The sequence below is a fragment of the Paracoccus hibiscisoli genome, assembly GCF_005048265.1.
Classification (GTDB): domain Bacteria; phylum Pseudomonadota; class Alphaproteobacteria; order Rhodobacterales; family Rhodobacteraceae; genus Paracoccus; species Paracoccus hibiscisoli.
Window position 1 is genome coordinate 58,321 of the sequence record NZ_SUNH01000003.1, and the last position, 26,844, is coordinate 85,164.

A 26,844-nucleotide genomic window follows, 5' to 3' on the forward strand; every position below is an offset into this window, starting at 1 on the left:
TGCATTCTGCCGGGCATGACACAGGATTTCGACATCGTGATTGCCGGGGGCGGGCTGAACGGCCCGACCTTGGCGCTGGCCCTGGCGCAGGTGGGGCTGCGCGTGGCCGTGGTCGACCCGCAGCCCGCGCGGGCACGGGCGGGCGCGGGGTTCGACGGGCGGGCCTATTCGCTGGCCATCGCCTCGGTCCGGGTGCTGCGGGCGCTTGGCCTGTGGGACCGGCTGGCCCCCGATGCCCAGCCCATCCATCAGATCAAGGCGTCCCAAGGCCAGCCCGGAGAGGGCGCGGGCCATGTCTTCCTGCATTTCGACAGCGCCGAGCTGGGCGAAGGCCCCGTGGGCCACATGCTGGAGGACCGCTTTCTGCACGCCGCCCTGGTCGACGCGATGGAGGGCAGGGTCACCACCCTGCCCGGCCTGTCCGTCACCGGACAGGAGGTCGGCCCGGCTGGTGTCACCGCGATCCTGTCCAACGGTCGTCGGCTGACCGCGCGCCTGCTGGTCGGGGCGGATGGGCGCGGGTCCGGCGTGGCCACGCGGGCGGGGATCAAGCGGCAGGGCTGGGACTATGGCCAGACCGCGCTGGTCGCGGCCATCGACCACGCGCTGCCGCATGACGGCATCGCGCATCAGTATTTCATGGCGACCGGGCCGCTGGCGATCCTGCCCCTGCCCGGCAACCGCAGCAATGTCGTCTGGTCGGAAACCGCCGCGAATGCCGCAGCCATCGCCGCGCTGGACGACGGGGCTTTCCTGGAGGTCCTGCGCCCCCGCTTTGGCGATTTCCTGGGCGATCTGTCGCTGGCCGGGCCGCGGTTCAGCTATCCGCTGTCGCTGTCGCTGGCCGAACGCTATGCCGCCGACCGCGTGGCGCTGGTGGGGGACGCGGCGCATGGGGTGCATCCGATCGCGGGTCAGGGCCTGAACCTGGGCCTGCGCGACGTGGCCGCCCTGGCCCAGGTGCTGGTCGATGCCGCCCGTCGGGGCGAGGATATCGGCAGCCCGCTGGTGCTGGAGCGGTATCAGGCCTGGCGCAGACCCGATGCCACGACGCTGGCCCTGGGCATGGACGGGGTGAACCGGCTGTTCGCGACCGATGACGCGGCGGTCTCCGGGCTGCGCGCCCTGGGCATGGGCGTGGTCCAGGCGGTGCCCGCGCTGCGGCGCGGCTTCATGCGGCAGGCGGCGGGGCTAGCGGTGTCGCCGATGCCGCGCCTCCTGGCCGGACAGGCGCTTTAGCGCTTTTCCCTGCGCCGCATTCCCGGCATAGGCTGCGCGCAAACGGGGGATGCCATGACGTTGGATCGGTTTCTGCAGGATCTGGATCGCGACATCCGCGCCGCCGCCGATTGGGGCAAAGTCGCGGATTACATCCCCGAGCTGGGCGGCATCGCCCCCGATCAGTTCGGCATCGCGGTGGCGCTGGCCGATGGGCAGGTGCTGACCGCAGGCCAGGCCGATCAGGAGTTTTCGATCCAGTCGGTCAGCAAGGTGTTCGCGCTGGCCTGCGTGCTCGGCCGCATCGGCGAACAGCTGTGGCTGCGCGTGGGCCGCGAGCCGTCGGGCGACCGCTTCGATTCGATCCTGCTGCTGGAGCAGGAGAAGGGCCGGCCCCGCAACCCGTTCATCAACGCCGGCGCCATCGTCGTCACAGACGAGCTGCTGCGCGGCCGCAGCCCGCAGCTGACCCTGGCCGAGATCCTGGGCTTTGTGCGCGCCGCTGCCGAGGATGACGACATCCATATCGACAAGGCCGTCGCCCGGTCCGAGGCCCGCACCGGATACCGCAACGCTGCCCTGGCGCACTACCTGCGCAGTTTCGGTAACCTGCGCAATCCGCCGGACCATGTCATCGGCACCTATGTCCACCAATGCGCGATCGAGATGTCCTGCATCCAGCTGGCCCGCGCGGGCCGGGTGATCGCAGGGCTGGACTGCGCGCCGGCGCTGCTGGCCCCGGTGAAACAGCGGCGCATCAACGCGCTGATGATGACCTGTGGGCAGTATGACGGGTCGGGCAATTTTGCGTTCCGCGTGGGCATGCCCGCGAAATCGGGCGTGGGGGGCGGGCTGCTGATCATCGCGCCGGGCAAGGCGTCGATCGCGATCTGGTCCCCGGGGCTGGACGGCTGGGGCAATTCCCAGATGGGCACGCTGGCCGCCGAAAAGCTGGCAGAGTTCACGGGCTGGTCGGTCTTCGGCTGAGGCCTCAGGCCACCATCCGAACGGCCTGCGCCAGATCGGCGCGCAGCTCTGACAGCGCCGCGGGCGCGCGGTCGGGCGGCAGGCGCAGGATCAGGCTGGGATGCCAGGTGATCAGGACGGGCCCACCATCGCGCGCCGGTTCGACCAGCCCGCGCCGCGGCGTCAGCGGCTTGCGGTTGCCAGTCAGCGCGAAGGCCGCCGTCGCCCCCAAGGCTACGGTCAGACGCGGCGCGACCATCCGGCGCTCCAGGTCCAGCCACCAGCGGCACTGGTCCACATGGTCGCGGTCGGGCGTCTGGTGCAGGCGGCGCTTGCCGCGCGGGGTAAAGCGGAAATGCTTGACCGCATTGGTCAGCCAGGCCCGGTCGGGGGCCAGCCCGGCCTCGGCCATGGTGCGGTGCAGCAACTGGCCCGCGGGGCCGACAAAGGGCAGGCCGGCCAGATCCTCCTGATCGCCCGGCGCTTCGCCCACCAGCATCAGGGGTGCCGTGGGATCGCCCTGGCCCCAGACGGTCTGGGTGGCCGCGTGACACAGCTCGCACCGGGTGCAGCGGGCGGCTTGGGACGCGGCCTGCTCCAGCGTGTCGGGAATGCTGTCGTCGGGCTGCTGGCGGAGGCGCGCGGTGATCTTGGGCGCAAAGGCCGGCGCATCCGAGGCACCCGCGTCGCGCATGGCCTGAACCCGGCGGGGGGCATCGGCCAGCATGTCGGGAATCAGGCGGGTTTCGGGCAGGTTCTTCCAGTATTTCTTGGGCATCTCGGACCGCATCGCATTGGTCTTGATGCGCGCCGGGTTGAAGATATTGGCGAAATAGGTCTGCCACAGCCCGTGGCTGGCATCGTCGGGCAGGTCAGGACGCGGGGCCGGGTCGTCATAGGCGATGGCATCGCCGTCGAACCGGGCGGTGCCTTCGGGCGTGGCGATCAGCCAGTCCATGTCGGCGAAGCGCTTGGCAAAGAACGGCGTGCCGATCTCCAGGATCGGGTGTTCGGGTTCGAACCAGGCGCCAAAGGCCCGGCGTGGCCCGTCGGGGGGCAGTTCGTGGAACCGGACAAAGGCGTGCATCTTGTGGATGTCGCGACGAACGGATTTCGCCATGCGCGACAGGCGGTCCAGCATCGGGTCGGCCGGGTTCGACAGAAAGCGCCGGTCGCCCTGCGCGCGCATCAGCGCGCCATACAGCAGCGACCAGCGTTCCGGATCGGAATGGCCGGCGACCTGGCGGGCCAGTTGCAGGAACTCCTGCGTGGCGACCACCGGATGATCGCCCGGCGGCGGGGCCGGGTCGGCGCCGAACAGATCGGGGGGCGTGTCGGGGTCGGCCCAGGTCACGTCCTCCATCGGGACGCGGCCGCTGGCCAGATCGCGGGCCGCATGGCGCCAGGCGTCAAACCGTCCGAACCGCGGCAGCGTGATCCGGATCATCAGAACAGGGACAGCTGCTCGGGCGGCGGCGCGAACCGGGCGCGCAGGCCCGCGCTGTCGGTCAGCGCGCCGGGCGTCCAGTCGGGCAGCGTGACGAAGGGCTGGGCCTTGGACATGATCGCGCCCATGCGCAACAGGTCGGCGTATCGCAGCACGCCATTCCTGCGTGCCGTCAGGATGCGGCCCACGGTCTTTGTCCCGAAACCCGGCACCCGCAGCAGCATCTCGCGCGGGGCGCGGGCGACATCGACCGGGAACTGCGCACGGTTGGCCAGCGCCCAAGCCAGCTTGGGGTCGATGTCCAGGTCCAGATTGCCCGACGGATGCGCCGACCCGATCTCTGTCGCATCAAAGCCATAGAAACGCATCAGCCAATCGGCCTGATACAGGCGGTGTTCGCGCATCAAGGGCGGCTTGATCAGCGGCAGCATGGCGGACGCATCAGGAATCGGGCTGAAGGCCGAGTAATACACCCGCTTCAACTGATACCCAGAATAAAGGTTGGCCGAGGTGTTCAGGATGTCCACGTCCGTCGCCTGATCCGCGCCGACGATCATCTGCGTGGACTGCCCTGCGGGGGCAAAGCGCGGCGGGCGTTTGCCGGTATGGCTGCGGTCCTTGGCGGCCTCTCGCCCCAAACGCACATCCGCCATGGTGGCGCGGATCGTCTCGGGACGTTTTTCGGGGGCCAAGTGGCGCAGGCTGGCATCCTGGGGCAGCTCGACATTCACCGACAGGCGGTCCGCGAACAGGCCCGCCTGCGCCACCAGGTCGGGCGAGGCATCGGGGATGGTTTTCAGGTGGATGTAACCCTTGAACCCGTGTTCGATCCGCAGCATCCGCGCGATGCGGACCATGTCGCCCATCGTCTGGTCCGGGCTGCGGATGATGCCCGACGACAGGAACAGCCCCTCGATCATGTTACGGCGATAGAATTCCAGCGTCAGCCGGACGACCTCCTCAGGTGAAAACCGGGCACGTTCGACATTGCTGCTGACGCGGTTGATGCAATAGGCGCAATCATAGATGCAGAAATTCGTCATCAGGATCTTGAGCAGGCTGATGCAGCGCCCGTCCGGCGTATAGGCGTGACAGATCCCCGTCCCCCCGGCCGAACCGATGCCCCCCGATCGCGAATCGCGTCGCGTCGTTCCGCTGGACGCGCAGGAGGCGTCGTATTTCGCGGCGTCCGACAGGATCGCCAGCTTGTCCTGCAAGGTGCGCTGTGCCATGCCCGGAAAGATATGTTCCCGATGCGTTCTTCGCAAGGCATCATGGATGAAACAAATGACGCGGAACCGTCACGGACGCGCGATGGTTGGCCCGGCATTCGTCCGCCAGACGTGATGTGCATCGAAGCCGCGAAAGGATAATATCGGGACCATGAACATACGCACCCTCGCCCTCGCGCCCGCCCTTCTCATCGCCATGGCCTTTCCGGCCCTGGCCGAACGCATCCCGCTGAACGAGATATCGCGTTATCTCAACAGCCTGACCACGGTGACATCCGCCTTTACGCAGATCAATCCGGACGGCACCGTGTCCACCGGCACGGTCTATATCCAGCGTCCGGGCCGCGTGCGGTTCGAATATGACAACGACCGCACGCTGGTGTTGGCCTCGGGCGGGAACGTCGCGGTGTTCGACGCGAAATCGAACAGCGGACCGCAGCAATACCCGCTGTCGCAGACGCCGCTGTCGATCATCCTGGACGCCAACGTGAACCTGGGCCGCCAGGGCATGGTCACCGGCCATTCCGAACAGAATAACGCCACCGTCGTGACCGCCCAGGACCCGCAGCGCCCGCAGAACGGCACCATCCAGATGGTGTTCACCGCGCCCACCGAACTGCGTCAGTGGATCATCACCGATGACAGCGGTCAGAAGACCACCGTGATCCTGGGAGAGATGGCCAAGGGCGGCTCGATCCCGTCGTCGCGCTTCTCGATCCAGGCAGAGCTGGGGCGCCGCTGAGCGCGGATTGCATCCCCACAATTGCGTGATTGACGTTGTCCCCGACCGGGGGCAACGCTGCGGAACCGCCACAAGGTTTCGCCCATGTCCCAGTCCCGCATCCTGACCCCCGTGCTGATCGGGGGATCGCTGATCCTGCTGATCAATTTTGCCCTGCGCGCCAGCTTTGGCGTGTTCCAGATCCCCATCGCCGCGGATTTCGGCTGGCCCAGGGCCGAATTCAGCCTGGCCATCGCCATCCAGAACCTGGCTTGGGGCGTGGGCCAGCCCATCTTCGGCGCATTGGCGGAACGGTGGGGCGACCGGTGGGCGATCATCCTGGGGGCCATCCTCTACAGCACCGGGCTGATCCTGACGGCTTTTGCCACCACCCCCGCCGGGGTCCAGCTGCTGGAGATCATGGTCGGTTTCGGCATCGCGGGCACCGGGTTCGGCGTCATCCTGGCCGTAGTCGGACGCGCCGCCAGCGACGAGAACCGCAGCCTTGCCCTGGGCATCGCCACCGCCGCCGGATCGGCGGGCCAGGTCTTCGGTGCCCCCCTGGCCGAGGTGCTGCTGGCCTTCTACCCGTGGCAGTCGGTGTTCATCATCTTTGGCATCATCGTGCTGGGCACACTGTTCTTCCTGCCGATGCTGGGTTCGGGCAAGCCCGCCACGCCGTCCCAGCTGGAGGACAGCATGGGCACGGTGCTGAAACGCGCCTTCCGCGACCCGACCTTCATGATGATCTTTGTGGGGTTCTTCTCCTGCGGGTATCAGCTGGGCTTCATCACCGCGCATTTCCCCGCTATGATCACCGAGATGTGCGGCCCCATCGACCCGGCGGGCATGCTGGCGGGCCTGGGCATCACCACGACATCAGCCCTTGGCGCGGCGGCGATCAGCCTGATCGGGCTGGCCAATATCGCGGGCGCGATCCTGGCCGGCTATCTGGGCAAACGATACACCAAGAAATACCTGCTGGCGGGCATCTATACCCTGCGCACCATCGCGGCGGCGGCCTTCATCCTGACGCCGATCACGCCGGGCACGGTCATCGTCTTTTCGCTGGTCATGGGGGCGCTGTGGCTGGCCACGGTGCCGCTGACCTCGGGGCTGGTCGCCTATATCTATGGGCTGCGCTATATGGGCACGCTGTATGGGTTCGTGTTCCTGTCGCATCAGATCGGATCGTTCATGGGGGTCTGGCTGGGCGGGTGGCTTTATGACGCATCGGGCGATTACCTGCTGGTCTGGTGGATTGGCGTGGGCGTCGGCGCCTTCAGCGCGCTGATCCACCTGCCGGTGCGCGAGGCGCCGCTGCGCATGCCCGCGCCTGCTGCCTGAGACCCCCGCCGTTTGACCCGGGCGGCTGGCGTCCCTACGGTCAACCGCAGATTGCATGAACCAAAGGGGATATCCGATGCTGACCACCACCCGCGCCCTTCTGACCGGGGCGGCCCTGCTGGCCGCGCCCGCGGCCCTGGCCCAGGATTGCGACGTCTCCCAGTTCACCATGGGCCTGCGGTTCCAGCAGCAATCGGCCGAGGTGCGCGCCCTGCAGCTGCAGGCCTGGAACCTGGCGACGCTGCGCCTGGATCAGGCCGTCGAGGGGGTCGAGGACCGCGCCTCGCTGGCCGTGGTCACCGACCTGGACGAGACGGTGATCGACAACACCGCCCTGCTGGCCCGCGATCTGGCCGATTGCCACATGTATGACGCATGGGACACCTGGCTGCCCTGGGAACGCGACGGCATCCCCGCGATGATCCCCGGCGCGATGGAGTTTCTGACCCATGCCGACGAACTGGGCGTGACCATCCGCTATATCTCGGACCGCTCGGACGAGCAGAAGGTCGACACCATGGCCACGCTGACCGCCCTGGGCCTGCCGCAGATCAGCGAGGATTCGGTCCTGCTGTTGGGCCCGCCCAAGGTCGATCGCCGCGCCATCGTCGCCGAGGATCATCAGATCGTCCTGCTGCTGGGCGACACGCTGCATGATTTCTACGGCCGCTTCCGCAGGACGCCCTTGGACGAACAGCGCGCCACCGTGGCCGAGGAGGCCGCGAAATGGGGCGCGGAATGGATCGTCTTTCCCAATGCCAGCTATGGCACCTGGTCCGAGGCGCCGCTGACCGCCTGGTCCGCCCCCCAGCTGATCGAGCCGTGGGAGTGAGCGGCATTTGACCTTGCCCCGCGCGCGGCCTAGTCATGTCGCGCGCGATCCAAGGACAGACCATGACCCTCACCCGCCCGCCCCATGACCATGCCATCGCCGTCCGCTATCAGCAGGCCTCGGCCGAGGTGCGGGCGCTGCAGCGGCAATGCTATGCGCTGGCCACGCTGCGCCTGCAGGCGGCGGTCGATCAGGCGGGCGGCGGCGCGGGCCTGGCCATCGTCAGCGACATCGACGAGACCATCCTGGACAACAGCGCGGTCATGGCGCTGGCCATGCATCACGACGGCATGTTCCAGAACCTGGACACCTGGAAGCTGTGGGAGCGCGAGGGCGACCCGCATCTGATCCCCGGCGCGGCCGAGTTCTTTGCCCTGGCCGACAGGCTGCGCGTCACGATCTTCTACGTGTCGGACCGGTTCGAGGAGAACAAGCTGGCCACCATCGCCACCCTGTCGCGCCTTGGCCTGCCGCAGGTCCGGGCGGAACAGGTGCTGCTGTTCGGCCCGCCCAAGGCCGAACGCCGGGCGGCCGTGGAACGCGACCACCGCCTGATCCTGCAGCTGGGCGACACGCTGCACGATTTCGACGGTGCCTATGCCGGCGCCGCGCTGGAGGATCAGCACCGCCTGTCGCTGGACCATGCTGACCGCTTTGGCCAAGACTGGATCGTCTTTCCCAACGCCGCCCACGGCACCTGGATGCAGGCCGAGCTGCGCCCCTGGCAGCCGGCCTAGCGCCGCAGCGCGCGCATCACCGCCCGCAGCGGCGCCGTCACCCGCCACGAGGTGCTGGACAGAAACGCCGCCTCGCGCTGCGCGGCCTGATCGCGGCAGGCGGCCAGCTGGGCCAGGGCCTGGTCCCGTTCGGCGCTGACCCGAAGGTCATCGGCGCCCTGACGCAGCCTTGCCTCCAACGCGCCGCGGACCTGCCGGTCGTCCTCGGCGGCGCGCTCGACCCGGGCGGTCAGCTGCGCCAGCGTCTGGCTCAGCGCGTCGGGATCGTCCAGGGCCAGGGCCAGCGACAGCCGTTCCTGCATGTCGCGGACCTGGCGGTCGGCCAGGGGGCGCAGCTGCGCCTCGGCCACCTGGCACCGGCCCTCCAGGATCATCACCTGCTGACGCAGATCGGCCAGCTGCGCCTCGGCGCGGGCCAGATCGTCGCGGTCATCGTCGTGCGGGGCGGGGGGCTGGCTCATCTGCGGGGCCTTCCGGTCTGGGGGGTCATATGCGGGCCTCGTCCGGGTTGTGGATGAACACCGATGCCAGCCCCATCCGGGCCGCGACGGCGGGCCACAGCCGCTCGATCAGGTGATAGACGGTGCCGTCATCGGGGATCGGCTCGGCGGGCCAGGGGTAGTCCTCGGTGAACAGCGCCAGCATCTCGCGGGCGACGTCGGCGCGGGTCCAGAACATGTTGCCCAGGGGAAACAGCAGCGGATGGTCCGGCAGCGGCCCCGGAAACCGGTCGGCCACGCCCGGCAGCAGGGGGCGCTGATCGTCCCAAGACACGACATGCGGATCAAACGGCGCCACCAACCCGACGCCCGGCGCCGCGATCTGCCCCAGGGCCGAGGACAGCCCCCCGCCATCGCCCAGCAGGACGCGATGCAGAAACCGCCGCCAGCGATCCCCATGCGCCGCCGCGCGCAACGATTTCTTCTGGTGCAGGTGGCCCCAGATCAGATCGTCGCCCGCGGCCCCGCCCCGCCCGAACAGCCGCAGGAAGGGCAGGATGTCGCGGCCCTGGTTGGGCACCACCAGCACCTGGACCGTCAGCCCCAACCCATCGGCCATCGCCCCGATCCGCGCGGCCTTGGCGGGGGTATCGGTGGTGATCACGATGCGCGAGGCGCGCGCAAAGGCCAGATGTCCGCCCAGATCGGCCGCCAGGTCGTCCAGGTGAAAGGCATGCACATGGATCGCGAATGGCGGCAGATCCGCATTTGTGGGCAGGGGTCGGTCATCCTCGATCCGCAGGTGGCGGTGCAGCCAGTTGTCCGATGCCGCAACCACCGCGCGGGCGTGATCCGCATCGCGCCACAGCACGCGGCGGTCCAGGCGGAACAGCTTTTCCCGCTCGCGGCGCCGCCGCGGGCGATCGGCCTCGGACGCGCTGAACAGCTGCGGAATGTCGAATTGGCTCTCTCCCACCACGGCCAGGCGCTGACGGGCCAAGCGCAGGCGCAGCGCCGACAGGATGGCGTCGCGCCATGGGGCGGGGGCCTGCGGCTGCGCCACGGTCGCGGGCGTCGCCGACAGGGCGGTCAGGGCATCCATCGGATCGCCGGGGGCGACGACGGTGATGAGACCCGCCCGGCGATATCGCGCATCGGCAAAGCCCGTCGCACGGTCAAGGCAGACCACCGGCAGGCCGTGGGACACCGCGTCGAACACCGCCTCGGGCAGCGCCGCCTGACGGGCCGACAGGAACATCGCATCGGCGGCCTGCATCACCTGGTCGACGGGCGGTCCGTCGCGCAGCAGGATCGCCGGTTCATCCGCGCACAGGTCATGCAGATGACGGCCAAAGGCCGCATCCCGGCAGGGTTCGTGCCGGTCAAGGCCGGTGCAGGCCCAGACGAACAGCATGTCGGGATGGGACCGCGCGGCGATGCGGGCGGCCTGCGCGAACAGGTCCGGGCCATGACGCCAATCCAGCGGCCCCGTGCCGCAGATGACCCGCCTGCCGCCCAGATCCTGGCCCAGGGCCTGCGACAGCGCCGCGCGGGCCGCCTGGCGGTCGGCCGGGGCGACCGTGCCCCCCATCAGCGGGCGGGGCGGGAAGACAACGCCGTCCGTCCCTGCATCGGCGCCGACATCGGCCAGACGCCCGGCCCATCGGTCGCGCAGGTGATCGGACGAAAAGACCAGCAGGTCGGCAAAGGCGGTCACGCAGCGTGATTTCCAGCGCGCCAGGGGCGGGTCGGGATAATCGGCCAGACAGACCGCGAACGGGATCTCCTGCGCGACCAAGGGGTGCACGAACAGCGCAGCCTCGGCCGAGGAGAGGATCGCGGCATCGATCCGGTCAAAGCCCGCGTCGTCGATATGGGGCATCTCGCGCAGCGGGTGCGGCGTGATCAGGACGGCGCAGCATTCGGGCAGCAGCACCTCCAGCATGGGCCCGCCCGACAGCGCGGCCAGGATCAAGTTGTGCCCGGCCCGGCCCGGATGCCGCAGCAGATCGACCAGCGCCGGATCGGCGCCGGACGCCAGGCTGGGGGTGCAGACCAGCAACGTGGGCAGGTCCGGGCGCAGGGGCTGGCCGCCACGATGCAAGCCCTGATGCAGGTCGGCCAGGGTGCGGCGCCCGCCCTCGACCCAGCCAAAGCGCAGATAATGCATCAGCGGGTTCATGCCCGCCGCGGCGATGTCGGGATACCACTCCAGATAGGTTCGATGAGAGAACCAGGACACCTGCCGGTCGACCGGCGCGCCCAGGGCGATCAGCTCATGCGCCAGCTCCAGCGCGTCGGGATGGCCCTCTGCGATCAACGCCCCCAAGGCCGGATGCGTGACCAGCGCGGCCAGCGGCAGGTCGATATGCGGGGCCTGCGCGCGCAGCGCGGCATAGGCGGTGCGATGCGCCCCGGCGGCGCCATCGAACGCCGGGTCCAGACGGAAATCGGGCCTCGCGTCCAGCACCCCCAAGGGCCCCGCCAGCGCGGTCCACAGGTCATCCGGGGACATGCGGCCCCCCTTGCAGAACCGCCCGCAGAAAGGCGAAACGGCGGGTGTCAGGCATGGGCATGGCGGCCAAACGCTGCGCCGCGGGGCGCAGCAGCGGGCTGCCGACCGCCAGCGGCGACAGGTGGCAGGCCGTGACCCTGCCATCCGAATCGGCCTGCCAGGTCAGGGGTGCATCGTCGCGCGGCTCTGGCCCGACGCCCGCACCGCGGTGATAGCGCAGCCCCCCCGGGCGGGTCGCCAGCACATGGCGAAAGTGATGCAGGCCCTGGGACAGCACCACGAAGGCATCGTCCTGCGCCTGCAACATGACCAGCCGCAGGACCGCGTCGGGGGCCCCTTCGCCCATCGCCGCCGCCGTGCCCGCAAGGATCACCCCGTCCGGGCTTGACGCCAGCAGATCGGCCAGATCCGACGGTGGCCGGTCCGCCTGCGCGTGGATGATGATCATGCGCCCTCCCCCGGACGGGCCGCGGCCGGATGCGACGGGGCGATCAGCGGCGCCGGACCAGACGGCCCAGAACGCGGACCGGTGCGCTGACCCGCCACGAGGTGCTGGACAGGAACTCCTGGCGTTGGTCGTCCAGCTGACGGCGCAGCGCCTCGACCTCCTTGCGGGTCTGGTCCAGCTGCTGGCGCGCGGCCTCGGCCCCGGCGCTGCGCTGCTGCTGCTCGGCCTTCAGGCGGGCGTTCTGCTGTTCCAGCTGCGTGGCGCGGTTCGTCATGGCCAGCGTGTCGCGCCGGATCGCCGCCAGCGCGGCATCGCGGTCGATCAGGCGGTCGGTCAGCATGTCCAGCTCCTGCAGCTGGCGGGCCTGGCGGGCCTCGCGAGGCCAGGAAGTCGGCCTGGCGGGCGTTCTTGTCGGGGTCGGTCCAGTAATCGTCGCCCTCCAGGATGGCGATATGGTTGCCCGCCGCCTCGCGGACGCAATGCTGGTAATTGGCCGAGACGCCGAAATTGCCGCCGGTGCTGATGTTGCGGATGCGGTTGGGATAGCGCGCGGCATAGCGCGCCATGATCCGCGCCGTCCCGTCGGACGAGCCGTCATCGGCCAGAAGGATTTCGTGCGTGTAATTGCCGCGCTGTTCCAGCCCGCTCTCGATGGCCTCGACGATGAATTCCTGGTGGTTGTAGCTGAGGATCGCGGTCGAGACTGTCGGACGCGGCGAATGCTTGCTGTGCACCGCGACCTTGGCCCGCAGGAAGGATTCCCGGACCGAGATGCGGTCGGCGCTCTGCCCCTGCTCGTCGTCGCTATAGTCCAGCAAGACCTGCGGAAGGAACACAGGGTCTTGATGCGCCGTCAGACGGATGATCAGATCCCAGTCAACAAGCCGGCGCAGATCCGGGTCAAACCCGCCAAGGCGATGAATAAGCGACTTGCGATGCGCAAAAACGCCAAGGTCGATGTAATTGCCTCTGAGGATGTCGTTTCGTACGAAGCCGCACCCAACGACAAGTCCGGTTCCACGATTGATGATCTGACCGTAAAAACAGTCCTTTTGGGGCTGTTCGATAATGGCGTTCGCCATCACCGTCAGAAAGTTCGGCCGCAGCTGGTTGTCGCTGTCCAGATAGGTGATCCAGTCATGCCGGGCATGGGCGATGCCGATGTTCCGCGCGGCGCAAACCCCGCACGATTCCGCCAGCCCGACATAACGGATCGTGCCGCTGTCCAGTTGGGGGCCGAACGCGCGTTGGATGACTTCAAAGGTGTCGTCGTCCGACCCGTCATCGACGATGATCAACTCAAAGTTCTGGTGGGTCTGACGCAGGGCAGAGCCTATAGCCTCCGAGATGCACCACGCCCGATTGTGCGTCGGCATGATCATCGAAAAGCCGATACGTCCGACATCCTGGAACCGGGCGATAGTGAAATCGTCCAGGGCCGCCCGATGGACCACGGGGGCGTGCTGACGCAGCCAGTCCAGTGTGCGATCGGTGCCTTCGGCATTGCTTTCGGTCTGGCGCAACGCCTTGGCCTTGACCAGGGGCAGGCCCATCTCCATCGCGGTGATCGGGTGTTCGACGATGTTGCGATAGGTCGGGTCGAGGGGATGGACCCCCTCCAGTCGGTTCTCGACCATCGCGCCCCAGCTGTAGCCGGCCCCGGCCAGCGTCTTGGTCAGGCCGATCTCATATTTCATGATGACCTGCTGGACGTTCGGCTGCTTGCTGATGCCTTCGATGAAATTGCGGAAGACCGGCGACTGGAACACATGCCAGCCCAGCACCACGAAAAAGCTTTGCAGATTCGGGTGGAATTCGCGGCCGTCGGTGGCGCCCCAGAAATCCAGATGCCGCGCCTCCATGCGTTCGAACATTGGGGCAAAGCTGCCCACCGGACCGAAACAGCTGTCGTTGCACAGGATCAGGTCGTCGGCCTCGTCCAGCCAGCCTGTCTGACGCGCCCAGGCCACGCCGCGCTTGTAGGAGCCGAAATCGTATTTGCCATGCCGCCCGGTGATCACATGGTCGGCCAGCCCGGACAGGCGCGCGACCTGATCGGGGGCCAGGTCGTTGTCGCAGACCACGACGATGCGTTCGACCAGCGGGCGCAACCCCTCCAGATAGGGCTGCACCTGCGGGGGCAGCACGCCGTCGCCGCTGTAGCTGGCAAAGACCGCCACCCGGCGCCGTTTGGGCACCGTGCGGCTGCGCTGGCGGCGGCGCGCGGCCTCCAGTTCGGTCAGGGTGTCGGTGGTGGGGATGCGTTCGCGTGACATGGTCGCCGGAAAGCCGGTGACCCGCTGCGGCAGAGCGTCCCCGTCGCGCTGATCGCTGAGCAGCACGGTGCCGCCGTCGATGCCGTCCGCGTTCTTCCACAAATAGGCCGGGCCATAGAGGAACAGCTGCCGCGCGCCCGCCAGCATCACCTGCGGATCGCCGCGAAAGCCCGCGATGATCTGATCGACCTGGCGGCGCGACCCCAGCACCCCGCCCAGCAGCATCCGGCGCCAGGCCTCGGGCATCTTGAGGCCCTTTTTGGAGTGGATCTTGCAGACAAAGCCGTAGCGGCCCAGATCCACTTGGTCCATCAGTTGCATCAGCGCGCCGACATCCTGGCCCAGGTTCTGCACGGGCACCAGCTGAGCGCCCTGAAAGCGGTCGGCGATGCGCTGGCGGTCCTCCGGCGACAGCGTGTCCGCGAAGGTCACGAACCGGTCGGCATCGGCGGGAAAGTTCCCGCAGGCCGCCGACAGGTCGTCCAGCGTGTCCAGGAGCCAGACATGGACAATCAGGGCAAAGGCGTCGGGGTTGCGGTCGGTGGGCGCGGGCAGGGTCAGGTCCGGGGTATCTTCGGGCACCGGTCAGGACTCCTCTGGGCGGCGGTCGGCGGAGGGCGGCCGCGTGTCGTCGGTTTCGCAGGCCGGCGCGCGGTCCCGCATGGGGTCGCGCAAAAACGGCATGCGTGCTGCCCCCTAGCACAGGCGCCCCCGACACTACCAGAGGTTGCCGAACCGATCGGGGCAGATGAACGCCCCTGCGCGTAATCCCACCAGGGGCGCGACCGGACTGCCCGGTTGGATCGCAGGCCAAGCACGGCTATAGCAGGGCACGGCAGGGTGGCTGCCGGGCAGCGGACAGGACGGGATGATGAGGATACTTCTGGTGGGCGCGGGGCTGTCGGGGGCCGTGATCGGGCGGGCCCTGGCCGAGGCGGGGCACGATTGCCGCATCATCGATGCGCGGCCCCATATCGCGGGCAACTGCCACACCGAACGCGATGCCGAGACCGGCGTGATGATGCATGTCTATGGCCCGCACATCTTTCACACCGATGACGAGGGCGTGTGGAATTACGTCAACCGCTTTGCCCGTTTCCTGCCGTTCCAGAACCGGGTCAAGACGACCGCACAGGGCCGGGTCTATTCGCTGCCCGTGAACCTGCTGACGATCAACCAGTTCTTCGGCACCACCCTGCGCCCCGAAGAGGCCCGCGCCCTAATCGAGAGCAAGGCCGACACCACCATCACCGACCCCCAGACCTTCGAGGAGCAGGCACTGCGTTTCGTCGGCCCCGAACTGTATGAGGCGTTCTTCAAGGGCTATACCGAAAAGCAGTGGGGCTGTTCGCCGACCGAGCTGCCCGCCTCGATCCTCAAGCGGCTGCCGGTGCGGTTCAACTATGACGACAACTATTTCTTCCACCGCTTCCAGGGCATGCCGCAGGACGGCTACAGCGCGATGGTCGCGGCGATCCTGGACCACCCGCGCATCACCGTCGATCTGGACACGCTCTATCATCCCGACATGGCGGCGCAGGCCGATCATGTGTTCTGGTCGGGGCCGTTGGACGGGTATTTCGACTATCGCCTGGGGCGGCTTGGCTATCGCACGCTGGATTTCGAGCGGTTCACCCATCAGGGCGACTATCAGGGCTGCGCGGTGATGAATTACGGCGACCGCGAAGTGCCCTATACCCGCATCACCGAGCATAAGCACTTCAGCCCTTGGGAAAGCCACGAGGGCTCGGTCTGCTATCGCGAATACGCCCGCGCGGCCGAACCGGGCGACACGCCCTATTACCCGATCCGCCTGGTCGAGGAAAAGGCGCTGCTGGAGCAGTATATCGACCTGGCCCGCGCGACGCCGGGGGTGACCTTCGTGGGCCGCCTTGGCACCTATCGCTATCTGGACATGGACGTGACCATCCGCGAGGCAATGGACACGGCCCAGGCCTTCTCCCAGGGACCGACCCCGGCCTTCCTGCGCGATCCGCTGTGACCGGACGCCCCGGCGCCGCAGGGGTGGGGCCGGGCTGAAAACAGTCGTTGCGAGGGCATTGAGCAGGTGAGTGGATTAGGCGGGATCCTCCGCCGCATAGAGACGCATCATCAAGGCATGGATCTTGCTGTCGTTATAGTTACGATCCAGGATTAGCTGGCGAACGGAATCGGGCAGTTCCTCTGCAGGCTTTGAACCAACATTCGTATGATACTCATGGATCGGTGGCAGCCCATGGGATCGTGACAGATAGGCCAACGACTGGCCTAACCTCTCTGTGACGCCAATAAAGCTATAATATGCTGTGAGCTTTCTCAACACGTCATCAAAGGATGAGACGATCCCAATAGCTTGTGTTAATTGAACATCCAGATCGGTATTTTCAATATAGCCTTCGATGGTAGGATTTCGCCTAATAAAATCTTTATGTGCTGGATGTGCTTCGGAGCTATTATAATTAAAGTTAGAAATCATCCGTTGAACAGGGTCACGCAGAATAGTCCCTGACTTTACTGGCAGCTCCTGATTGCGCCAGAACTGTATTTCAGCCCAACCATAATGGCCTATGATAACCTGGCGTACATTAGTCCTTGACTGCATATAGGCAGCCCTTCGCGCCAGCTTGCGGAAAGAGGCACCAGCATTATTCCACTCGACACCATAAAACTGGTCAAAAGTTTGTTGCAGAGCTTTACCTACAGACATTCCAGCTGTCTTTGGAATATGCACGAAAAGCATAGTATCAGAACTGGCCTGAAACTGGTTCGTAGAAACCATCGCAGGCGAAAAACGCTTGACGAAAGCGGACATCACCGGAGCAGATGCACCAAATTCTAATGCTAGACGATCAATCATTGCGGAGTCAGGCTGCATCGGCTGAGGCATCTTCAAGGCACGCCCGCGTGCGGCCAGTCTGGAAGCCATCCGCCGCAGAGAGAAATCTTGGGTCATCAAGTCACTCGCTCAATAGCAGGTCGAAAGGAATAACCTTTCAGGATGGCGCGGTAAATGGCCCGGCGCAGCGGTGCGGGCACGCCGCCGCTGCGCATCTGCCGGCGCACGCCATAGGCATAGGCCAGCACGCTGACCAGCCCCGCATCGCGGAGGCGGAACGAGGTCTCGTTGCGGGCGCCATACCTGAACTTCCACAGGGTCTTGTCGTCCACCAGGGCAAAGTTCACGCCCTTGTTGTCCGGGGTGTCATGGGTCACCACGCTTTCGGGCACGAAGATGCCGGGATAGCTGCGCGCGATGCGGCGGGTGTATTCGGCATCGTCGAACCAGATGAAATAATCGGCGATGGGCAGGCCATGATCGGTGACCGCCCATCGCGGGATCATCACCGAGACAAAGGACGCGCTGTCCACCAGCGCCCAGGCCCGCTCTGGCTGAACGAACCGCGCCCAGTCCCAGACCGGCCGCGGGCAGTTCATCTCGCACAGCGTCCCGTCGATCCATTCGACCCGCGAACAGGCAAAGCTGGGCCGCCAGCCGGTCTGTGTCTGAAAGCCCATCAGCGCGTCATGCAGCGCGCCGATCGCGTCGGGCTGCGGATAGGCGTCGTCATCCGAGACCCAGAAATACTGCGCGCCCAGCTGATAGGCGGCCTTGATCCCGGCATGGAACCCGCCCGCGCCGCCGATGTTTTCGGGCAGGCGCAGATGGCGGATGGTCGGGTCGGCCTGGGCGCGGGCCTGGACCAGCGCCGCCGTGTCGTCGGTCGAGGCGTTGTCGACCACCAGCACGATGTCGGGCCGCATGGTCTGCTGGGCCAGCGCGTCCAGCACCTTCATCAGCTTGGCCGAGCGGTTGAAGGTCACGATGACCGCCGCCGTCATGGTCAGCACGCTCATGCCCGCGTTCCTTCGGCGATGCGGCGATAGACGGGGGTCAGAACCTCCTCGGCGGTCGGATCGGCGGACAGGCGCGTCCAGGCCTGCTGCAACCCGTCCTTGTGACGCGCCAGCAGGTCGGCGTCGCGCCACATCGCATCCACCGCCGCGACCGTCTGGCGGACGGTGGCGCGCGGCGCCAGCGGCACCAGCAACCCCTCGGGCAGCACCTCGTCCTGAGAGCCCACGCGGGTCGAGATCGGGATGCAGCCATGGGCCACGGCCTCATAGCAGACCAACGCCAGCCCTTCGTTGTTGGAGGGCAGCAGCAGGATGTCGGACCGGCCCAGCAGCGCGGGGATGTCGGTCTTGCCGGGCAGCATCGCCACCTTGCCCGACAGCCCGTGGAGGCGCAACAGGGCGACCAGCGTGGCCTCGAACGGGCCCTCGCCCACGATGGTCGCGCTCAGCGTCACGCCGTTGCGGGTGGCCCAGGCATCCAGCGCGCGCAGGCATTCGACCACGACCACCGGCCGCTTCTGGTAATAAAGCCGCCCGATAAAGCTGACATGCAGCGTCTTTTGACCGGCCGTCAGGCGCAGCGGTGGCAGGCTGGCGGCCGTGTCGTCGCGATCCAGCATGCGGCCCAGAACCACCTGCCCCGCCGGCGCGTGAAAGGTCCCCTGCATGTAATCGACCAGTTCGCGGCTGATGACATGCTGCATGTCCAGATAGTTGGACCAGACCCCCGAGATGCGCGGATAGCCCCCGTTCGCGTATTCGATGATATGGGTGCTGTCGATCGTCTGCACCCAGGGCAGGTGCATGCGCAGCATCGGCAGGCTGTCATACAGCGGCGTACAATGATGGATATGCACCGCGCGGATGTTCTCGGCCAGGGCCAGCCTTTCGACATAGCGCGGCCACAGCGCATGGGGCAGATAGCGGTCCAGCCGGATGAAGGTCACGTCTGGGTGGTCCGGCAGCCGGTCGGCCAGCCGCTGGATCGACGGGATCGAGGCCACCACGAACACCCGCAGCCCCGCCGCCAGCGCCCACCGCACCGTGTCAAAGCCCAGCTTTTCGGCGCCGCCCATCTCCAGCCAGTGCATGCCGATCAGGATGGCGGGCCGCTTGTCCGAGGCCGGGGGCCGGGGCGTCCCGATCAGCGCCGACCCGCGCCCCAGGGGCATGGCCACACGGTCGGCCTGGCGGTCGGCCCGCCGCTTGCGCAGCATCTCGGCGCCATAGCGCATCTGCTCATAGGCCAGGGGGCTGGCGCGGAACAGCCAGTCCAGGCGGCGGATCGGCCGCCAGGGCGCGTCGGTCTGGCGCAGCTCTCCGGGGGTCGGCGGGCGCGGGATGGCCAGGCGGATGGTCACCTCGGGCGCGTCGGGATGGGGGCTGGGACAGGTGATGGTCCCCAGATAGTCGGCGCCCAGATCCTGCGGGCGCGGCAGATGCGGCCCCTCGGTCACCTCAGGGCGGGACCAGACCGGATCATGCCCCATGGACAGCACGTAATGCAGCCGCCGGGTCGGGAACAGGGTCCGATAGATCCCGCGCGCCTCGGCGATGGATGCGGCGACATGGGCGGCCAAGGCCGGGTCGGCGGGTTTCTGGGATGCAAGATCGGACATGGGCGTCGTCAATCCATGGGGCCGGCCATCGGGCGGGCCGGGTGTGTGGTCAGTCGATCAGGCGCAGTAGATAGGCGCCGTAATCGTTCTTGGCGAACCGGGCGGCGCGTTCGCGCAGCTGGTCGGCGGTGATCCAGCCGGCCTCGAAGGCGATCTCCTCGGGGCAGCCGGTCTGCAGGCCCTGGCGGTTCTCCAGCGTGCGCACGAAGTTTCCGGCGTCCAGCAGGCTGGCATGGGTGCCCGTGTCCAGCCAGGCGAAACCGCGGCCCATGCGCTCGACCGTCAGGCTGCCGTCATGCAGATAGCTTTCCAGCAGGGTCGTGATCTCCAGCTCTCCGCGGGGCGATGGCTGGACGGCGCGGGCGCGTTCCGGTGCGGTGCCGTCCAGGAAATACAGCCCCGTGACCGCATAGTCCGAGGGCGGCACCGTCGGTTTCTCGATGATCGCACGGGCGCGCATCTGGTCGTCGAAATCCACCACGCCATAGCGTTCCGGGTCCGACACGCGATACCCGAACACCGTCCCGCCGCTGTCGCGCCCATCCGCCGATGCCAGCAGCTCGGGCAGGCCGTGCCCGAAGAAGATGTTGTCACCCAGCACCATCGCCGAAGGGCTGCCCGCCAGGAAATCCTCGGCCAGGATATAGGCCTGCGCCAGACCGTCCGGGGAGGGCTGGATGATATAGGTGAAGCTGATCCCCCACTGGCTGCCATCGCCCAGCAGGCGGCGGAACTGGTCCTGATCCTCGGGGGTGGTGATGATCGCAATGTCGCGGATGCCGGCCAGCATCAGCACGCTGATCGGATAATAGATCATCGGCTTGTCATACAGCGGCAGCAGCTGTTTCGACACGCCCATAGTGATGGGATAAAGCCGCGTGCCCGACCCGCCTGCCAGGATGATGCCCTTGCGCTGTGTCATGTCTTGTCCTTCAGTTGGTCCAGAACGCGGGCCAGACCGGCCCGCCAATCGGGACGCGCGATCCCGAAATCGCGCGCGATGCGCCCGCAATCCAGCCGCGAATTCAGCGGCCGCGCGGCAGGCGTCGGATAGTCGGATGAGGGGATGTCGGCCACCTGGGCGCCTAAGGACGCCTGCGCCATGATCTCGCGCGCGAAATCGGCCCAAGAGGCGTCGGGGGCGCCGGCAAAATGATAGATGCCGCCCGTGGTGTCGGGCCGGTCGCGCATCAGGCGGATCATCCGCAGGCAGGCAGCTGCGATGTCGGCGGCGGGGGTCGGCCCGCCAATCTGGTCGGCCACCACCGTCAGCCGGTCGCGATCGGCCCCAAGGCGCAGCATCGTTTTCACGAAATTCGCGCCATGGGCCGAGAACACCCAGGAGGTCCGCATGACCGCCCACCGGCCGCCCGCAGCAGCCACCCCCTGCTCTCCGGCCAGCTTGGTCGCACCATAGACGCCTAGGGGCGCGGTCGGCGCATCCTCGGCCCGCGCCTGATCGCCGGACCCGTCAAAGACGTAATCGGTCGAGATATGCAGGACCGGGATGCCCAGTTCGGCGCAGGCCTGCGCCATCGCGGTGGGGGCGTCGGCGTTGACCAGACGGGCGGTGTCCGGGTCCGTCTCGGCCCGGTCCACGGCGGTATAGGCGGCGGCGTTGATGACTGCGCGGGGACGCGCCTCGCGGAGTGCCCCGGCGCAGGCGGCGGGGTCGGTCAGATCGGCCCCGTCACGGCCCAGAAAGGTCGCCTCCGGCGCCAGCGCGGCCAGTTCCCGCGCGACCTGGCCGGTGCGGCCAAAGACCAGCAATCCCTGCATCACGCGGTCCCCAGGCGCTTGCCCACGCCGTCGCGGTCCAGCAGTGGCTGCCACCAGTCGCGATTGGCCAGATACCATTCGACGGTGCGGCGCAGCCCCTCCTCGACCGTCACGGATGGGCGCCAGCCCAGCTCGGTGCGGATGCGGGTCGGGTCGATCGCATAGCGGCGGTCATGGCCGGGGCGGTCGGTCACGAAGGTGATCAGGTCGGCATGCGGCGCGCCTGCAGGGTGCAGGTCGTCCATATGCGCGCAGATCGTGCGGACCAGGTCGATGTTCGTGGCCTCGTTCTCTCCGCCGATGTTGTAGCTGCGGTTCAGCTGGCCCTTTTCCAGGACCAGCAGCAGCGCGTCGGCGTGATCCTCGACATACAGCCAGTCGCGGATATTACCTCCATCGCCATAGACCGGGATGGGCTGGCCCGACAGCGCCTTGAGGATCACCACCGGCACCAGCTTTTCGGGGAAGTGATACGGGCCGTAATTGTTGGAACAGTTCGTCAGCACGACCGGCAGGCCATAGGTCTCGGCCCAGGCGCGGACCAGATGGTCGGACCCCGCCTTGCTGGCCGAATAGGGGCTGCGCGGGTCATAGGGGGTGGTTTCCGTGAACTGCCCCGTCTCGCCAAGCGACCCGAAGACCTCGTCGGTCGAGATGTGGTGAAACCGGAACCCGTCGGGCTTGCCCTGCGCCGTCCAATAGGCGCGGGCCGCCTCCAGCATGTTAAACGTGCCGATCACGTTCGTCTCCACGAAGGCCGCAGGGCCGTCGATGGACCGGTCCACATGGCTTTCCGCGGCCAGGTGCATGATCGCGTCGGGGCGGTGATCCGCCAGGATGCGGTCCAGCGCGGCCCGGTCGCGGATGTCTGCCTGCTCGAACGCATAGCGGTCGGACTGCGCGGCCTGGGCCACGTTCTCCAGGTTCGCGGCATAGGTCAGCGCGTCCAGGTTCACGACGTGATGGCCGCGCGCGATGGCCAGGCGGACGACGGCAGAGCCGATGAAGCCGGCGCCGCCGGTGATCAGGATCTTCATGGCGTCACCTCGAACGGGCTGGTCCAGTCGGCAAAGGCCGGGGCGGCGCGGTCCTTGTCCGACAACAGCGGGCCTTGCACGCCCCAGTCGATGCCCAGGCTGTCCCAAGCCACCGCCCCATCCGACGCGCGGTCGTAATGGTCGGTGCATTTGTAGACGATCTCGGTGTCAGGCTCTCGTGTGACGAAGCCGTGCAGGAAGCCTGCGGGGATCCACAGCTGGCGCCCGTTCTCGAAGGACAGCTCGGTCCCGAACCACTGGCCAAAGGTCGGGCTGCCGCGGCGCGCGTCAACGGCCACGTCGAACAGGCGGCCTCGGCCGCAGCGCACCAGCTTGCCCTGCGCATGGGGCGGCGCCTGATAGTGCAGGCCGCGCAGCGTGCCCACCTGCATCGACATCGAGTGGTTGTCCTGCACGAATTCGGGCAGCTCGACGCCCGCCTGCATCAGCGTGCGCCGGTTCCAGCTTTCGGAGAAGAACCCCCGCGCGTCGCCATGCCGCGCCGGTGTCAGGATCAGCACGCCGGATAGCGGGGTGGACTCAATCTGCATCATCGCCTCGGGTCTTGAATGTGGGTGCTGTTTAGGGCCACGCGGCGCGAATGTCAGCCCCATCCGGGCCGGAAAGCCCGGCGATGCGCGGGCCGGGGCCGCGGTTGCCGCGCCAAGGCGCTTCGTGGTATCGCCCGCCCCGACCCGCCGGCCCCCGCCGGCCCCAGACAAGAGCGGCACGCATGGCCCCCTTCCGACCCTCGATCACCGCCGTGGTCGTCACGCATGACCGGCTGGACAAGCTGTCCGTGACCGTGACGCGGCTGCTGGACCAGCCGTTGCAGCGGGTGATCGTGGTGGACAACGCCTCGACCGACGGGACCGCCGCCTGGCTGGCCGCGCAGGCCGACCCGCGCCTGCGCGTGCATCGCTGCGACAGCAACCTGGGCGGCGCGGGCGGGTTTTCCGTGGGCATGCAGCTGGCCCGGGACGAGGAACCTTCGGACTGGACCGTCGTCATGGACGATGACGGCCGCCCTGCCCCTGGCGCGATCGACGCCTTCCGCGCGCTGGACCTGACGGGATGGGACGCCATCGGCGCGGCAGTGTTCCACCCCGACGGCCGCGTCTGCGAGATGAACCGCCCCTATCGCAACCCGTTCTGGCATCCCGGCGCCTTTCTGCGCACGCTGGCACGGATGCCCCTGGGGCGCGGGCGCCGCGGCTTTCACCTGACGGACGCCGATTACCGGGCGGACGCCTTGATCCTGCCCGTGGATATGAGCAGCTTCGTCGGCCTGTTCCTGTCGCGCGCGGCGCTGCAGCGGGCGGGCCTGCCCGATCCGCGCCTGTTCATCTATGGCGACGACCAGCTTTATACGCTGCTGATGCGCCGACAGGGCCTGCGTATCGGCTTTGCCCCGCAGGTGCGGTTCGACCATGACACCACCGCCGTGCAGGGTCAGGGCGGCGTCGTGCTGCGGCCGATGTGGAAGGTGTTCTACATGTATCGCAACGCGCTGATGGCCTATCGCGTGGCGGCGGGGCCGTGGTTCTGGCCGCTGGTGCCGCTGCTGTTGCGCAAATGGCGCCGCAAGGCCGCCGATTACGGCCCCGACGCCACGCTGTTCCGCACCATTCTGGATCAGGCTGTGCAGGACGGTCTGGCCGCGCGGCTGGACCGCACCCATGATGAGGTGTTGCGCCTGGCCCGCCCCGACTAGGCGCGCGTCAGTCCAGGTGGCCCGCGATGGCGCGGCCCAGGGCAAAGACCCGCTGTTCCAGGATCACCGGCGTCTCGCAGACATAGGTCAGCGACTGCTGGCGTTCGGTAAAGATCCGCTGGTCCCAGTCCAAGGCCTGCTCCTCGGCGTCGATGGCGTCGAAATCGGGCGGGTCGGCGGCCTCCAGGGCGGCCATGCGGGCACGGCGCTCTTCGATGCGCAGGGACAGGTCCAGCTGGGACTGGCCATAGCGCGCGATGCCCCCGATCAGGGCGCCGCGGTCATTGTCGATGCGGTCAAAGATCGCCTGCATCAGCGCCACCAGCTGGGCCTGCGACGCCTCTGCGGCGAAATCGGCGATCTCGGCCTCGGCCTCCTCCAGCGGCAGGCGGCGCTGTTCCAGCCGTTCGGCCAGGCGGGCGATCTGCGGGTCGCGCACCAGGGCCTGCGCCTCCTCGTCCGGCAGGGGGCCGGTCCAGACCTGCCCCATCGACAGGTTGGGCTGCTTGCGCTGGATGCAGGGCCAGTCGGGGTCGGTGCCCGCCGCGCCAAGGGCGGGGCCTGACAGCAGCGCCAGCGCCAGGGTGATGCGGATCATGCGGGGCCTCCTTTCCGGCGGGCCCAGAGGCCCTTTTGCGGATCATACATGAACACCGCCGCGCCGAAGAACCCCGCCAAACATCCTAGGACCACCGCCAGCGAGGTCCATTCGACCCGCAGATACAGCGCAAAGCGGATCAGTTCGACCGCATGGGTGAACGGGTTGAAGCGGCAGATGTCGTATAATAGCGGGCTGCTCTCGCGCATGCGCCACAGCGGATAGAGCGCGGATGAAGCGAAGAACATCGGAAAGATCACGAAGTTCATGACGCCCGCGAAATTCTCCAGCTGGCGGATGGCGCTGGACAGGAACAGCCCCATCGCCCCCAGCATCAGTCCCGACAGGATCAGCGCCGGGATCACCGCGACATAGCCCCAGACGGGCGGGCGGATGCCCCACCAATAGGCGATCGCCAGAAAGGTGAAGACCTGGATGATCGACACGATCACCCCCGCGATCAGCTTGGACCCCAGCAGGAACCAGCGCGGGAAGGGGCTGACCAGCAGGGTGCGCATGGCCCCGGTCTCGCGGTCATAGACCATCGACAGCGACGATTGCATGCCGTTGAACAGCTGGATCATCGCGACCAGTCCGGGGGTCACATAGACCTCGTAGAGGACATAGGTCTGATAGGGCGGCGTGATCGACAGGCCCAGCACGGCACGGAACCCGGCGGCAAAGATGAACAGCCAGACCAGCGGCCGCACCAGCGCCGCCAGGAAACGGCCCCGCTGGTTGACGAAACGCAGCGTCTCGCGCCGGGCGATGCCCAGGAACGCGGTCAGCCAGCCGCGCGCATGGGCGGTGGGCGGGGTCACGGCGCCACTCCGGTCAGGTCCAGAAAGGCGCGGGTCAGCCCCTGCGCGCCCGCGATATCGCGCGCCGGGCCGTGGCGCAGCACTTCGCCGCGATGCAGGATCACCAGGTCGTCGGCGGGGTCGATCTCGTCCATGATATGCGTGGCCCACAGCGCGGATACCCCGTCGCGCGTGATCAGGCGGCGGGTCAGGGCCAGCACCTCGGCCCGCGATTTCACGTCCAGGCCCACGGTCGCCTCGTCAAGCAGCAAGAGGTCGGGGCGATGGATCAGGGCGCGCGCGATCTCGGCCCGGCGCGACTGGCCGCCCGACAGGGCGGTGACGCGGGCATCGGCGCGGTCGGCCAGATCGACCTGGGCCAGCACCGTGTCGATGCGGGGCCGGGCCAGGCGGCCGGGAATGCCGTGCAGGCTGGCGTGATAGATCAGGTTCTGGCGGATGGTCAGGTCGGCATCCATCGCGCGGCTTTGGAACACCACACCCAGACGCGCCAGCGCCCGCGACGGTTCGCACCGCAGGTCGTGGCCGCCGACCCGGATCGTGCCGGATCGGTTGCTATAAAGCCGCGTGATTAGCGAGAACAGCGTCGTCTTGCCCGCGCCGTTCACGCCCAACAGCGCTGTGAACCCGCCCTGCGGAACAGTCAGCGAGACGTCCTTCAGCGCCTGCACGGCGCCGAAGCTGTGGCTGACATTGTCGATCTGCAGGGCGGGCGCGGTCATTACTGGATGTTGAACACGGCCTGCAACGTGTCCCCCGATGAGCCGGGCACAGACAGCGTATAGCGCCCCGGCAGCACCGCGATAAAGCTCAGCCGCGCGGTCCCCGCACTGTCGAACTCGATGCTGTGGACGCCCATCGGGCGGATCTCGATATCCTCGATGACGATCTCGTTGATCCAGATCGCGCGGAAGAAATCGCCCCCCGACAGGGCCAGCTCCTGGCTGCCATCGGCATTGATCTCGATCCGATAGTATCCGCCGGACTTGATCGTGTATTCGCCCCCGGCGACAGGTTGTCCCGAGGCAAGCGTCAGGGGCGCCAGTTCGGTGCGGTTCTGCCGGTCCAAAAGCCCCGAGAACCCGTATTCGTGCATGCCGCCGGCCTCATAGACACCGCCAGCCTCCTCTGCTTCGGCCTCCTCGTCGTCATCATCATCGGTATCGGCCGCCGCCGGGTCGTTGGTCTGATCGGTCGCCTCGCCCGATTGCGTGCCCGGTGCCGCCTCTTCGCCGACGACCG

25 protein-coding genes are annotated in these 26,844 nt (G+C 67.6%); 8 read left to right on the plus strand and 17 right to left on the minus strand.

From position 1 onward, the window contains the following. Positions 1-15 precede the first annotated feature (15 nt). Both FA740_RS01270 and FA740_RS01275 read left to right on the plus strand, forming a co-directional pair. Entirely contained in the window at positions 16-1,239 is a 1,224-nt protein-coding gene (locus tag FA740_RS01270; RefSeq protein ID WP_136854966.1) for a UbiH/UbiF/VisC/COQ6 family ubiquinone biosynthesis hydroxylase, read from the plus strand. A gap of 54 nt (positions 1,240-1,293) precedes the next feature. After that, positions 1,294-2,205, plus strand: a complete 912-nt coding sequence (locus FA740_RS01275; RefSeq protein ID WP_136854967.1) for a glutaminase — start codon at positions 1,294-1,296, stop codon at positions 2,203-2,205. 4 nt (positions 2,206-2,209) lie between these two features. Here the strand turns inward: FA740_RS01275 and FA740_RS01280 are convergent, their stop codons facing one another. Then, positions 2,210-3,631 (minus strand): UdgX family uracil-DNA binding protein, encoded by a 1,422-nt coding sequence (locus tag FA740_RS01280; protein ID WP_136854968.1) that lies wholly within the window; start codon positions 3,629-3,631, stop codon positions 2,210-2,212. Continuing rightward, positions 3,631-4,863, minus strand: coding sequence for a putative DNA modification/repair radical SAM protein (locus tag FA740_RS01285; protein WP_136854969.1), 1,233 nt, complete (start codon positions 4,861-4,863; stop codon positions 3,631-3,633). Before FA740_RS01285 ends, FA740_RS01280 begins: the two co-directional genes overlap by 1 nt. 151 nt (positions 4,864-5,014) lie before the next feature. Here FA740_RS01285 and FA740_RS01290 point away from each other — a divergent pair, with 151 nt between their 5' ends. The 4 genes from FA740_RS01290 (at position 5,015) to FA740_RS01305 (ending at position 8,500) form a co-directional block, all read left to right on the plus strand. Continuing rightward, positions 5,015-5,605 carry a LolA family protein gene (locus tag FA740_RS01290; RefSeq protein WP_136854970.1) on the plus strand — a complete coding sequence of 197 codons (591 nt, stop codon included), beginning with the start codon at positions 5,015-5,017 and terminating at the stop codon, positions 5,603-5,605. Between the two features lie 84 nt (positions 5,606-5,689). Next, a complete protein-coding gene (locus FA740_RS01295) occupies positions 5,690-6,931 on the plus strand; it encodes an MFS transporter (protein ID WP_136854971.1) in 1,242 nt (413 codons plus the stop codon). Positions 6,932-7,007: 76 nt separating this feature from the next. Beyond that, positions 7,008-7,763, plus strand: a complete 756-nt coding sequence (locus FA740_RS01300) for a 5'-nucleotidase, lipoprotein e(P4) family (protein WP_136854972.1) — start codon at positions 7,008-7,010, stop codon at positions 7,761-7,763. 62 nt (positions 7,764-7,825) lie between these two features. Next, the gene (locus FA740_RS01305; RefSeq protein ID WP_169306184.1) at positions 7,826-8,500 is read left to right on the plus strand and encodes a 5'-nucleotidase, lipoprotein e(P4) family; all 675 of its coding nucleotides are present in this window, start codon (positions 7,826-7,828) and stop codon (positions 8,498-8,500) included. Here FA740_RS01305 and FA740_RS01310 read toward each other — a convergent pair. From FA740_RS01310 to FA740_RS01320, 4 genes are read right to left on the minus strand one after another with little or no spacing between them, the layout of a single operon-like run. Then, positions 8,497-8,961: a hypothetical protein gene (locus FA740_RS01310; RefSeq protein ID WP_136854974.1), complete on the minus strand. Its 465-nt coding sequence runs from the start codon at positions 8,959-8,961 to the stop codon at positions 8,497-8,499. The two genes, FA740_RS01305 and FA740_RS01310, sit on opposite strands and share 4 nt — an antisense overlap. Before the next feature lie 25 nt (positions 8,962-8,986). Beyond that, positions 8,987-11,455 carry a rhamnan synthesis F family protein gene (locus FA740_RS01315; RefSeq protein ID WP_169306185.1) on the minus strand — a complete coding sequence of 823 codons (2,469 nt, stop codon included), beginning with the start codon at positions 11,453-11,455 and terminating at the stop codon, positions 8,987-8,989. Next, positions 11,442-11,903, minus strand: a complete 462-nt coding sequence (locus FA740_RS19570; RefSeq protein ID WP_169306186.1) for a hypothetical protein — start codon at positions 11,901-11,903, stop codon at positions 11,442-11,444. Before FA740_RS19570 ends, FA740_RS01315 begins: the two co-directional genes overlap by 14 nt. Beyond that, positions 11,900-14,761, minus strand: coding sequence for a glycosyltransferase (locus tag FA740_RS01320; RefSeq protein WP_136854976.1), 2,862 nt, complete (start codon positions 14,759-14,761; stop codon positions 11,900-11,902). Before FA740_RS01320 ends, FA740_RS19570 begins: the two co-directional genes overlap by 4 nt. 289 nt (positions 14,762-15,050) lie before the next feature. On the opposite strand from FA740_RS01320, the gene glf reads away from it, so the two are divergent. Beyond that, a complete protein-coding gene (glf, locus tag FA740_RS01325) occupies positions 15,051-16,181 on the plus strand; it encodes a UDP-galactopyranose mutase (protein WP_136854977.1) in 1,131 nt (376 codons plus the stop codon). A 75-nt stretch (positions 16,182-16,256) separates the two neighbouring features. On the opposite strand, the gene FA740_RS01330 is transcribed toward glf, so the two are convergent. Genes FA740_RS01330 through rfbC form a run of 7 tightly spaced genes read right to left on the minus strand, consistent with a single transcriptional unit; the run spans position 16,257 to position 23,020 of the window. Further along, positions 16,257-17,132 (minus strand): sulfotransferase family 2 domain-containing protein, encoded by an 876-nt coding sequence (locus FA740_RS01330; RefSeq protein WP_246053386.1) that lies wholly within the window; start codon positions 17,130-17,132, stop codon positions 16,257-16,259. Beyond that, positions 17,132-18,034, minus strand: a complete 903-nt coding sequence (locus FA740_RS01335; RefSeq protein ID WP_136854978.1) for a glycosyltransferase family 2 protein — start codon at positions 18,032-18,034, stop codon at positions 17,132-17,134. The genes FA740_RS01330 and FA740_RS01335 overlap by 1 nt, the downstream gene beginning before the upstream one ends. Then, complete coding sequence (locus FA740_RS01340) at positions 18,031-19,653, minus strand: glycosyltransferase (protein ID WP_136854979.1); 1,623 nt, start codon at positions 19,651-19,653, stop codon at positions 18,031-18,033. Before FA740_RS01340 ends, FA740_RS01335 begins: the two co-directional genes overlap by 4 nt. Before the next feature lie 49 nt (positions 19,654-19,702). Further along, positions 19,703-20,575: a glucose-1-phosphate thymidylyltransferase RfbA gene (gene rfbA / locus FA740_RS01345; protein WP_136854980.1), complete on the minus strand. Its 873-nt coding sequence runs from the start codon at positions 20,573-20,575 to the stop codon at positions 19,703-19,705. Further along, positions 20,572-21,432 (minus strand): dTDP-4-dehydrorhamnose reductase, encoded by an 861-nt coding sequence (rfbD, locus tag FA740_RS01350; protein ID WP_136854981.1) that lies wholly within the window; start codon positions 21,430-21,432, stop codon positions 20,572-20,574. Before rfbD ends, rfbA begins: the two co-directional genes overlap by 4 nt. Then, positions 21,432-22,469 (minus strand): dTDP-glucose 4,6-dehydratase, encoded by a 1,038-nt coding sequence (gene rfbB, locus FA740_RS01355; RefSeq protein WP_136854982.1) that lies wholly within the window; start codon positions 22,467-22,469, stop codon positions 21,432-21,434. The genes rfbD and rfbB overlap by 1 nt, the downstream gene beginning before the upstream one ends. Beyond that, positions 22,466-23,020, minus strand: coding sequence for a dTDP-4-dehydrorhamnose 3,5-epimerase (gene rfbC, locus FA740_RS01360; protein WP_136855035.1), 555 nt, complete (start codon positions 23,018-23,020; stop codon positions 22,466-22,468). Before rfbC ends, rfbB begins: the two co-directional genes overlap by 4 nt. 182 nt (positions 23,021-23,202) lie before the next feature. Here rfbC and FA740_RS01365 point away from each other — a divergent pair, with 182 nt between their 5' ends. Then, positions 23,203-24,183, plus strand: coding sequence for a glycosyltransferase (locus FA740_RS01365; protein WP_136854983.1), 981 nt, complete (start codon positions 23,203-23,205; stop codon positions 24,181-24,183). A gap of 7 nt (positions 24,184-24,190) precedes the next feature. On the opposite strand, the gene FA740_RS01370 is transcribed toward FA740_RS01365, so the two are convergent. Genes FA740_RS01370 through FA740_RS20470 form a run of 4 tightly spaced genes read right to left on the minus strand, consistent with a single transcriptional unit; the run spans position 24,191 to position 26,698 of the window. Continuing rightward, entirely contained in the window at positions 24,191-24,781 is a 591-nt protein-coding gene (locus FA740_RS01370; RefSeq protein WP_136854984.1) for a hypothetical protein, read from the minus strand. After that, on the minus strand, positions 24,778-25,602 hold the full coding sequence (locus FA740_RS01375) for an ABC transporter permease (RefSeq protein ID WP_136854985.1): 825 nt from the start codon (positions 25,600-25,602) through the stop codon (positions 24,778-24,780). The genes FA740_RS01370 and FA740_RS01375 overlap by 4 nt, the downstream gene beginning before the upstream one ends. After that, the gene (locus tag FA740_RS01380) at positions 25,599-26,324 is read right to left on the minus strand and encodes an ABC transporter ATP-binding protein (protein ID WP_136854986.1); all 726 of its coding nucleotides are present in this window, start codon (positions 26,322-26,324) and stop codon (positions 25,599-25,601) included. The genes FA740_RS01375 and FA740_RS01380 overlap by 4 nt, the downstream gene beginning before the upstream one ends. Continuing rightward, entirely contained in the window at positions 26,324-26,698 is a 375-nt protein-coding gene (locus FA740_RS20470) for a cupredoxin domain-containing protein (protein ID WP_409777638.1), read from the minus strand. Before FA740_RS20470 ends, FA740_RS01380 begins: the two co-directional genes overlap by 1 nt. Positions 26,699-26,844 lie beyond the last annotated feature (146 nt).

Bases quoted from the DNA above. Each gene is read 5' to 3' on its own strand.
- FA740_RS01270 (WP_136854966.1), top strand. From the start codon at position 16: ATGACACAGGATTTCGACATCGTGATTGCCGGGGGCGGGCTGAACGGC.
- FA740_RS01275 (WP_136854967.1), top strand. From the start codon at position 1,294: ATGACGTTGGATCGGTTTCTGCAGGATCTGGATCGCGACATCCGCGCC.
- FA740_RS01280 (WP_136854968.1), bottom strand. From the start codon at position 3,631: ATGATCCGGATCACGCTGCCGCGGTTCGGACGGTTTGACGCCTGGCGC.
- FA740_RS01285 (WP_136854969.1), bottom strand. From the start codon at position 4,863: ATGGCACAGCGCACCTTGCAGGACAAGCTGGCGATCCTGTCGGACGCC.
- FA740_RS01290 (WP_136854970.1), top strand. From the start codon at position 5,015: ATGAACATACGCACCCTCGCCCTCGCGCCCGCCCTTCTCATCGCCATG.
- FA740_RS01295 (WP_136854971.1), top strand. From the start codon at position 5,690: ATGTCCCAGTCCCGCATCCTGACCCCCGTGCTGATCGGGGGATCGCTG.
- FA740_RS01300 (WP_136854972.1), top strand. From the start codon at position 7,008: ATGCTGACCACCACCCGCGCCCTTCTGACCGGGGCGGCCCTGCTGGCC.
- FA740_RS01305 (WP_169306184.1), top strand. From the start codon at position 7,826: ATGACCCTCACCCGCCCGCCCCATGACCATGCCATCGCCGTCCGCTAT.
- FA740_RS01310 (WP_136854974.1), bottom strand. From the start codon at position 8,961: ATGAGCCAGCCCCCCGCCCCGCACGACGATGACCGCGACGATCTGGCC.
- FA740_RS01315 (WP_169306185.1), bottom strand. From the start codon at position 11,455: ATGTCCCCGGATGACCTGTGGACCGCGCTGGCGGGGCCCTTGGGGGTG.
- FA740_RS19570 (WP_169306186.1), bottom strand. From the start codon at position 11,903: ATGATCATCATCCACGCGCAGGCGGACCGGCCACCGTCGGATCTGGCC.
- glf (WP_136854977.1), top strand. From the start codon at position 15,051: ATGAGGATACTTCTGGTGGGCGCGGGGCTGTCGGGGGCCGTGATCGGG.
- FA740_RS01330 (WP_246053386.1), bottom strand. From the start codon at position 17,132: ATGACCCAAGATTTCTCTCTGCGGCGGATGGCTTCCAGACTGGCCGCA.
- FA740_RS01335 (WP_136854978.1), bottom strand. From the start codon at position 18,034: ATGAGCGTGCTGACCATGACGGCGGCGGTCATCGTGACCTTCAACCGC.
- FA740_RS01340 (WP_136854979.1), bottom strand. From the start codon at position 19,653: ATGTCCGATCTTGCATCCCAGAAACCCGCCGACCCGGCCTTGGCCGCC.
- rfbA (WP_136854980.1), bottom strand. From the start codon at position 20,575: ATGACACAGCGCAAGGGCATCATCCTGGCAGGCGGGTCGGGCACGCGG.
- rfbD (WP_136854981.1), bottom strand. From the start codon at position 21,432: ATGCAGGGATTGCTGGTCTTTGGCCGCACCGGCCAGGTCGCGCGGGAA.
- rfbB (WP_136854982.1), bottom strand. From the start codon at position 22,469: ATGAAGATCCTGATCACCGGCGGCGCCGGCTTCATCGGCTCTGCCGTC.
- rfbC (WP_136855035.1), bottom strand. From the start codon at position 23,020: ATGCAGATTGAGTCCACCCCGCTATCCGGCGTGCTGATCCTGACACCG.
- FA740_RS01365 (WP_136854983.1), top strand. From the start codon at position 23,203: ATGGCCCCCTTCCGACCCTCGATCACCGCCGTGGTCGTCACGCATGAC.
- FA740_RS01370 (WP_136854984.1), bottom strand. From the start codon at position 24,781: ATGATCCGCATCACCCTGGCGCTGGCGCTGCTGTCAGGCCCCGCCCTT.
- FA740_RS01380 (WP_136854986.1), bottom strand. From the start codon at position 26,324: ATGACCGCGCCCGCCCTGCAGATCGACAATGTCAGCCACAGCTTCGGC.
- FA740_RS20470 (WP_409777638.1), bottom strand. From the start codon at position 26,698: ATGCACGAATACGGGTTCTCGGGGCTTTTGGACCGGCAGAACCGCACC.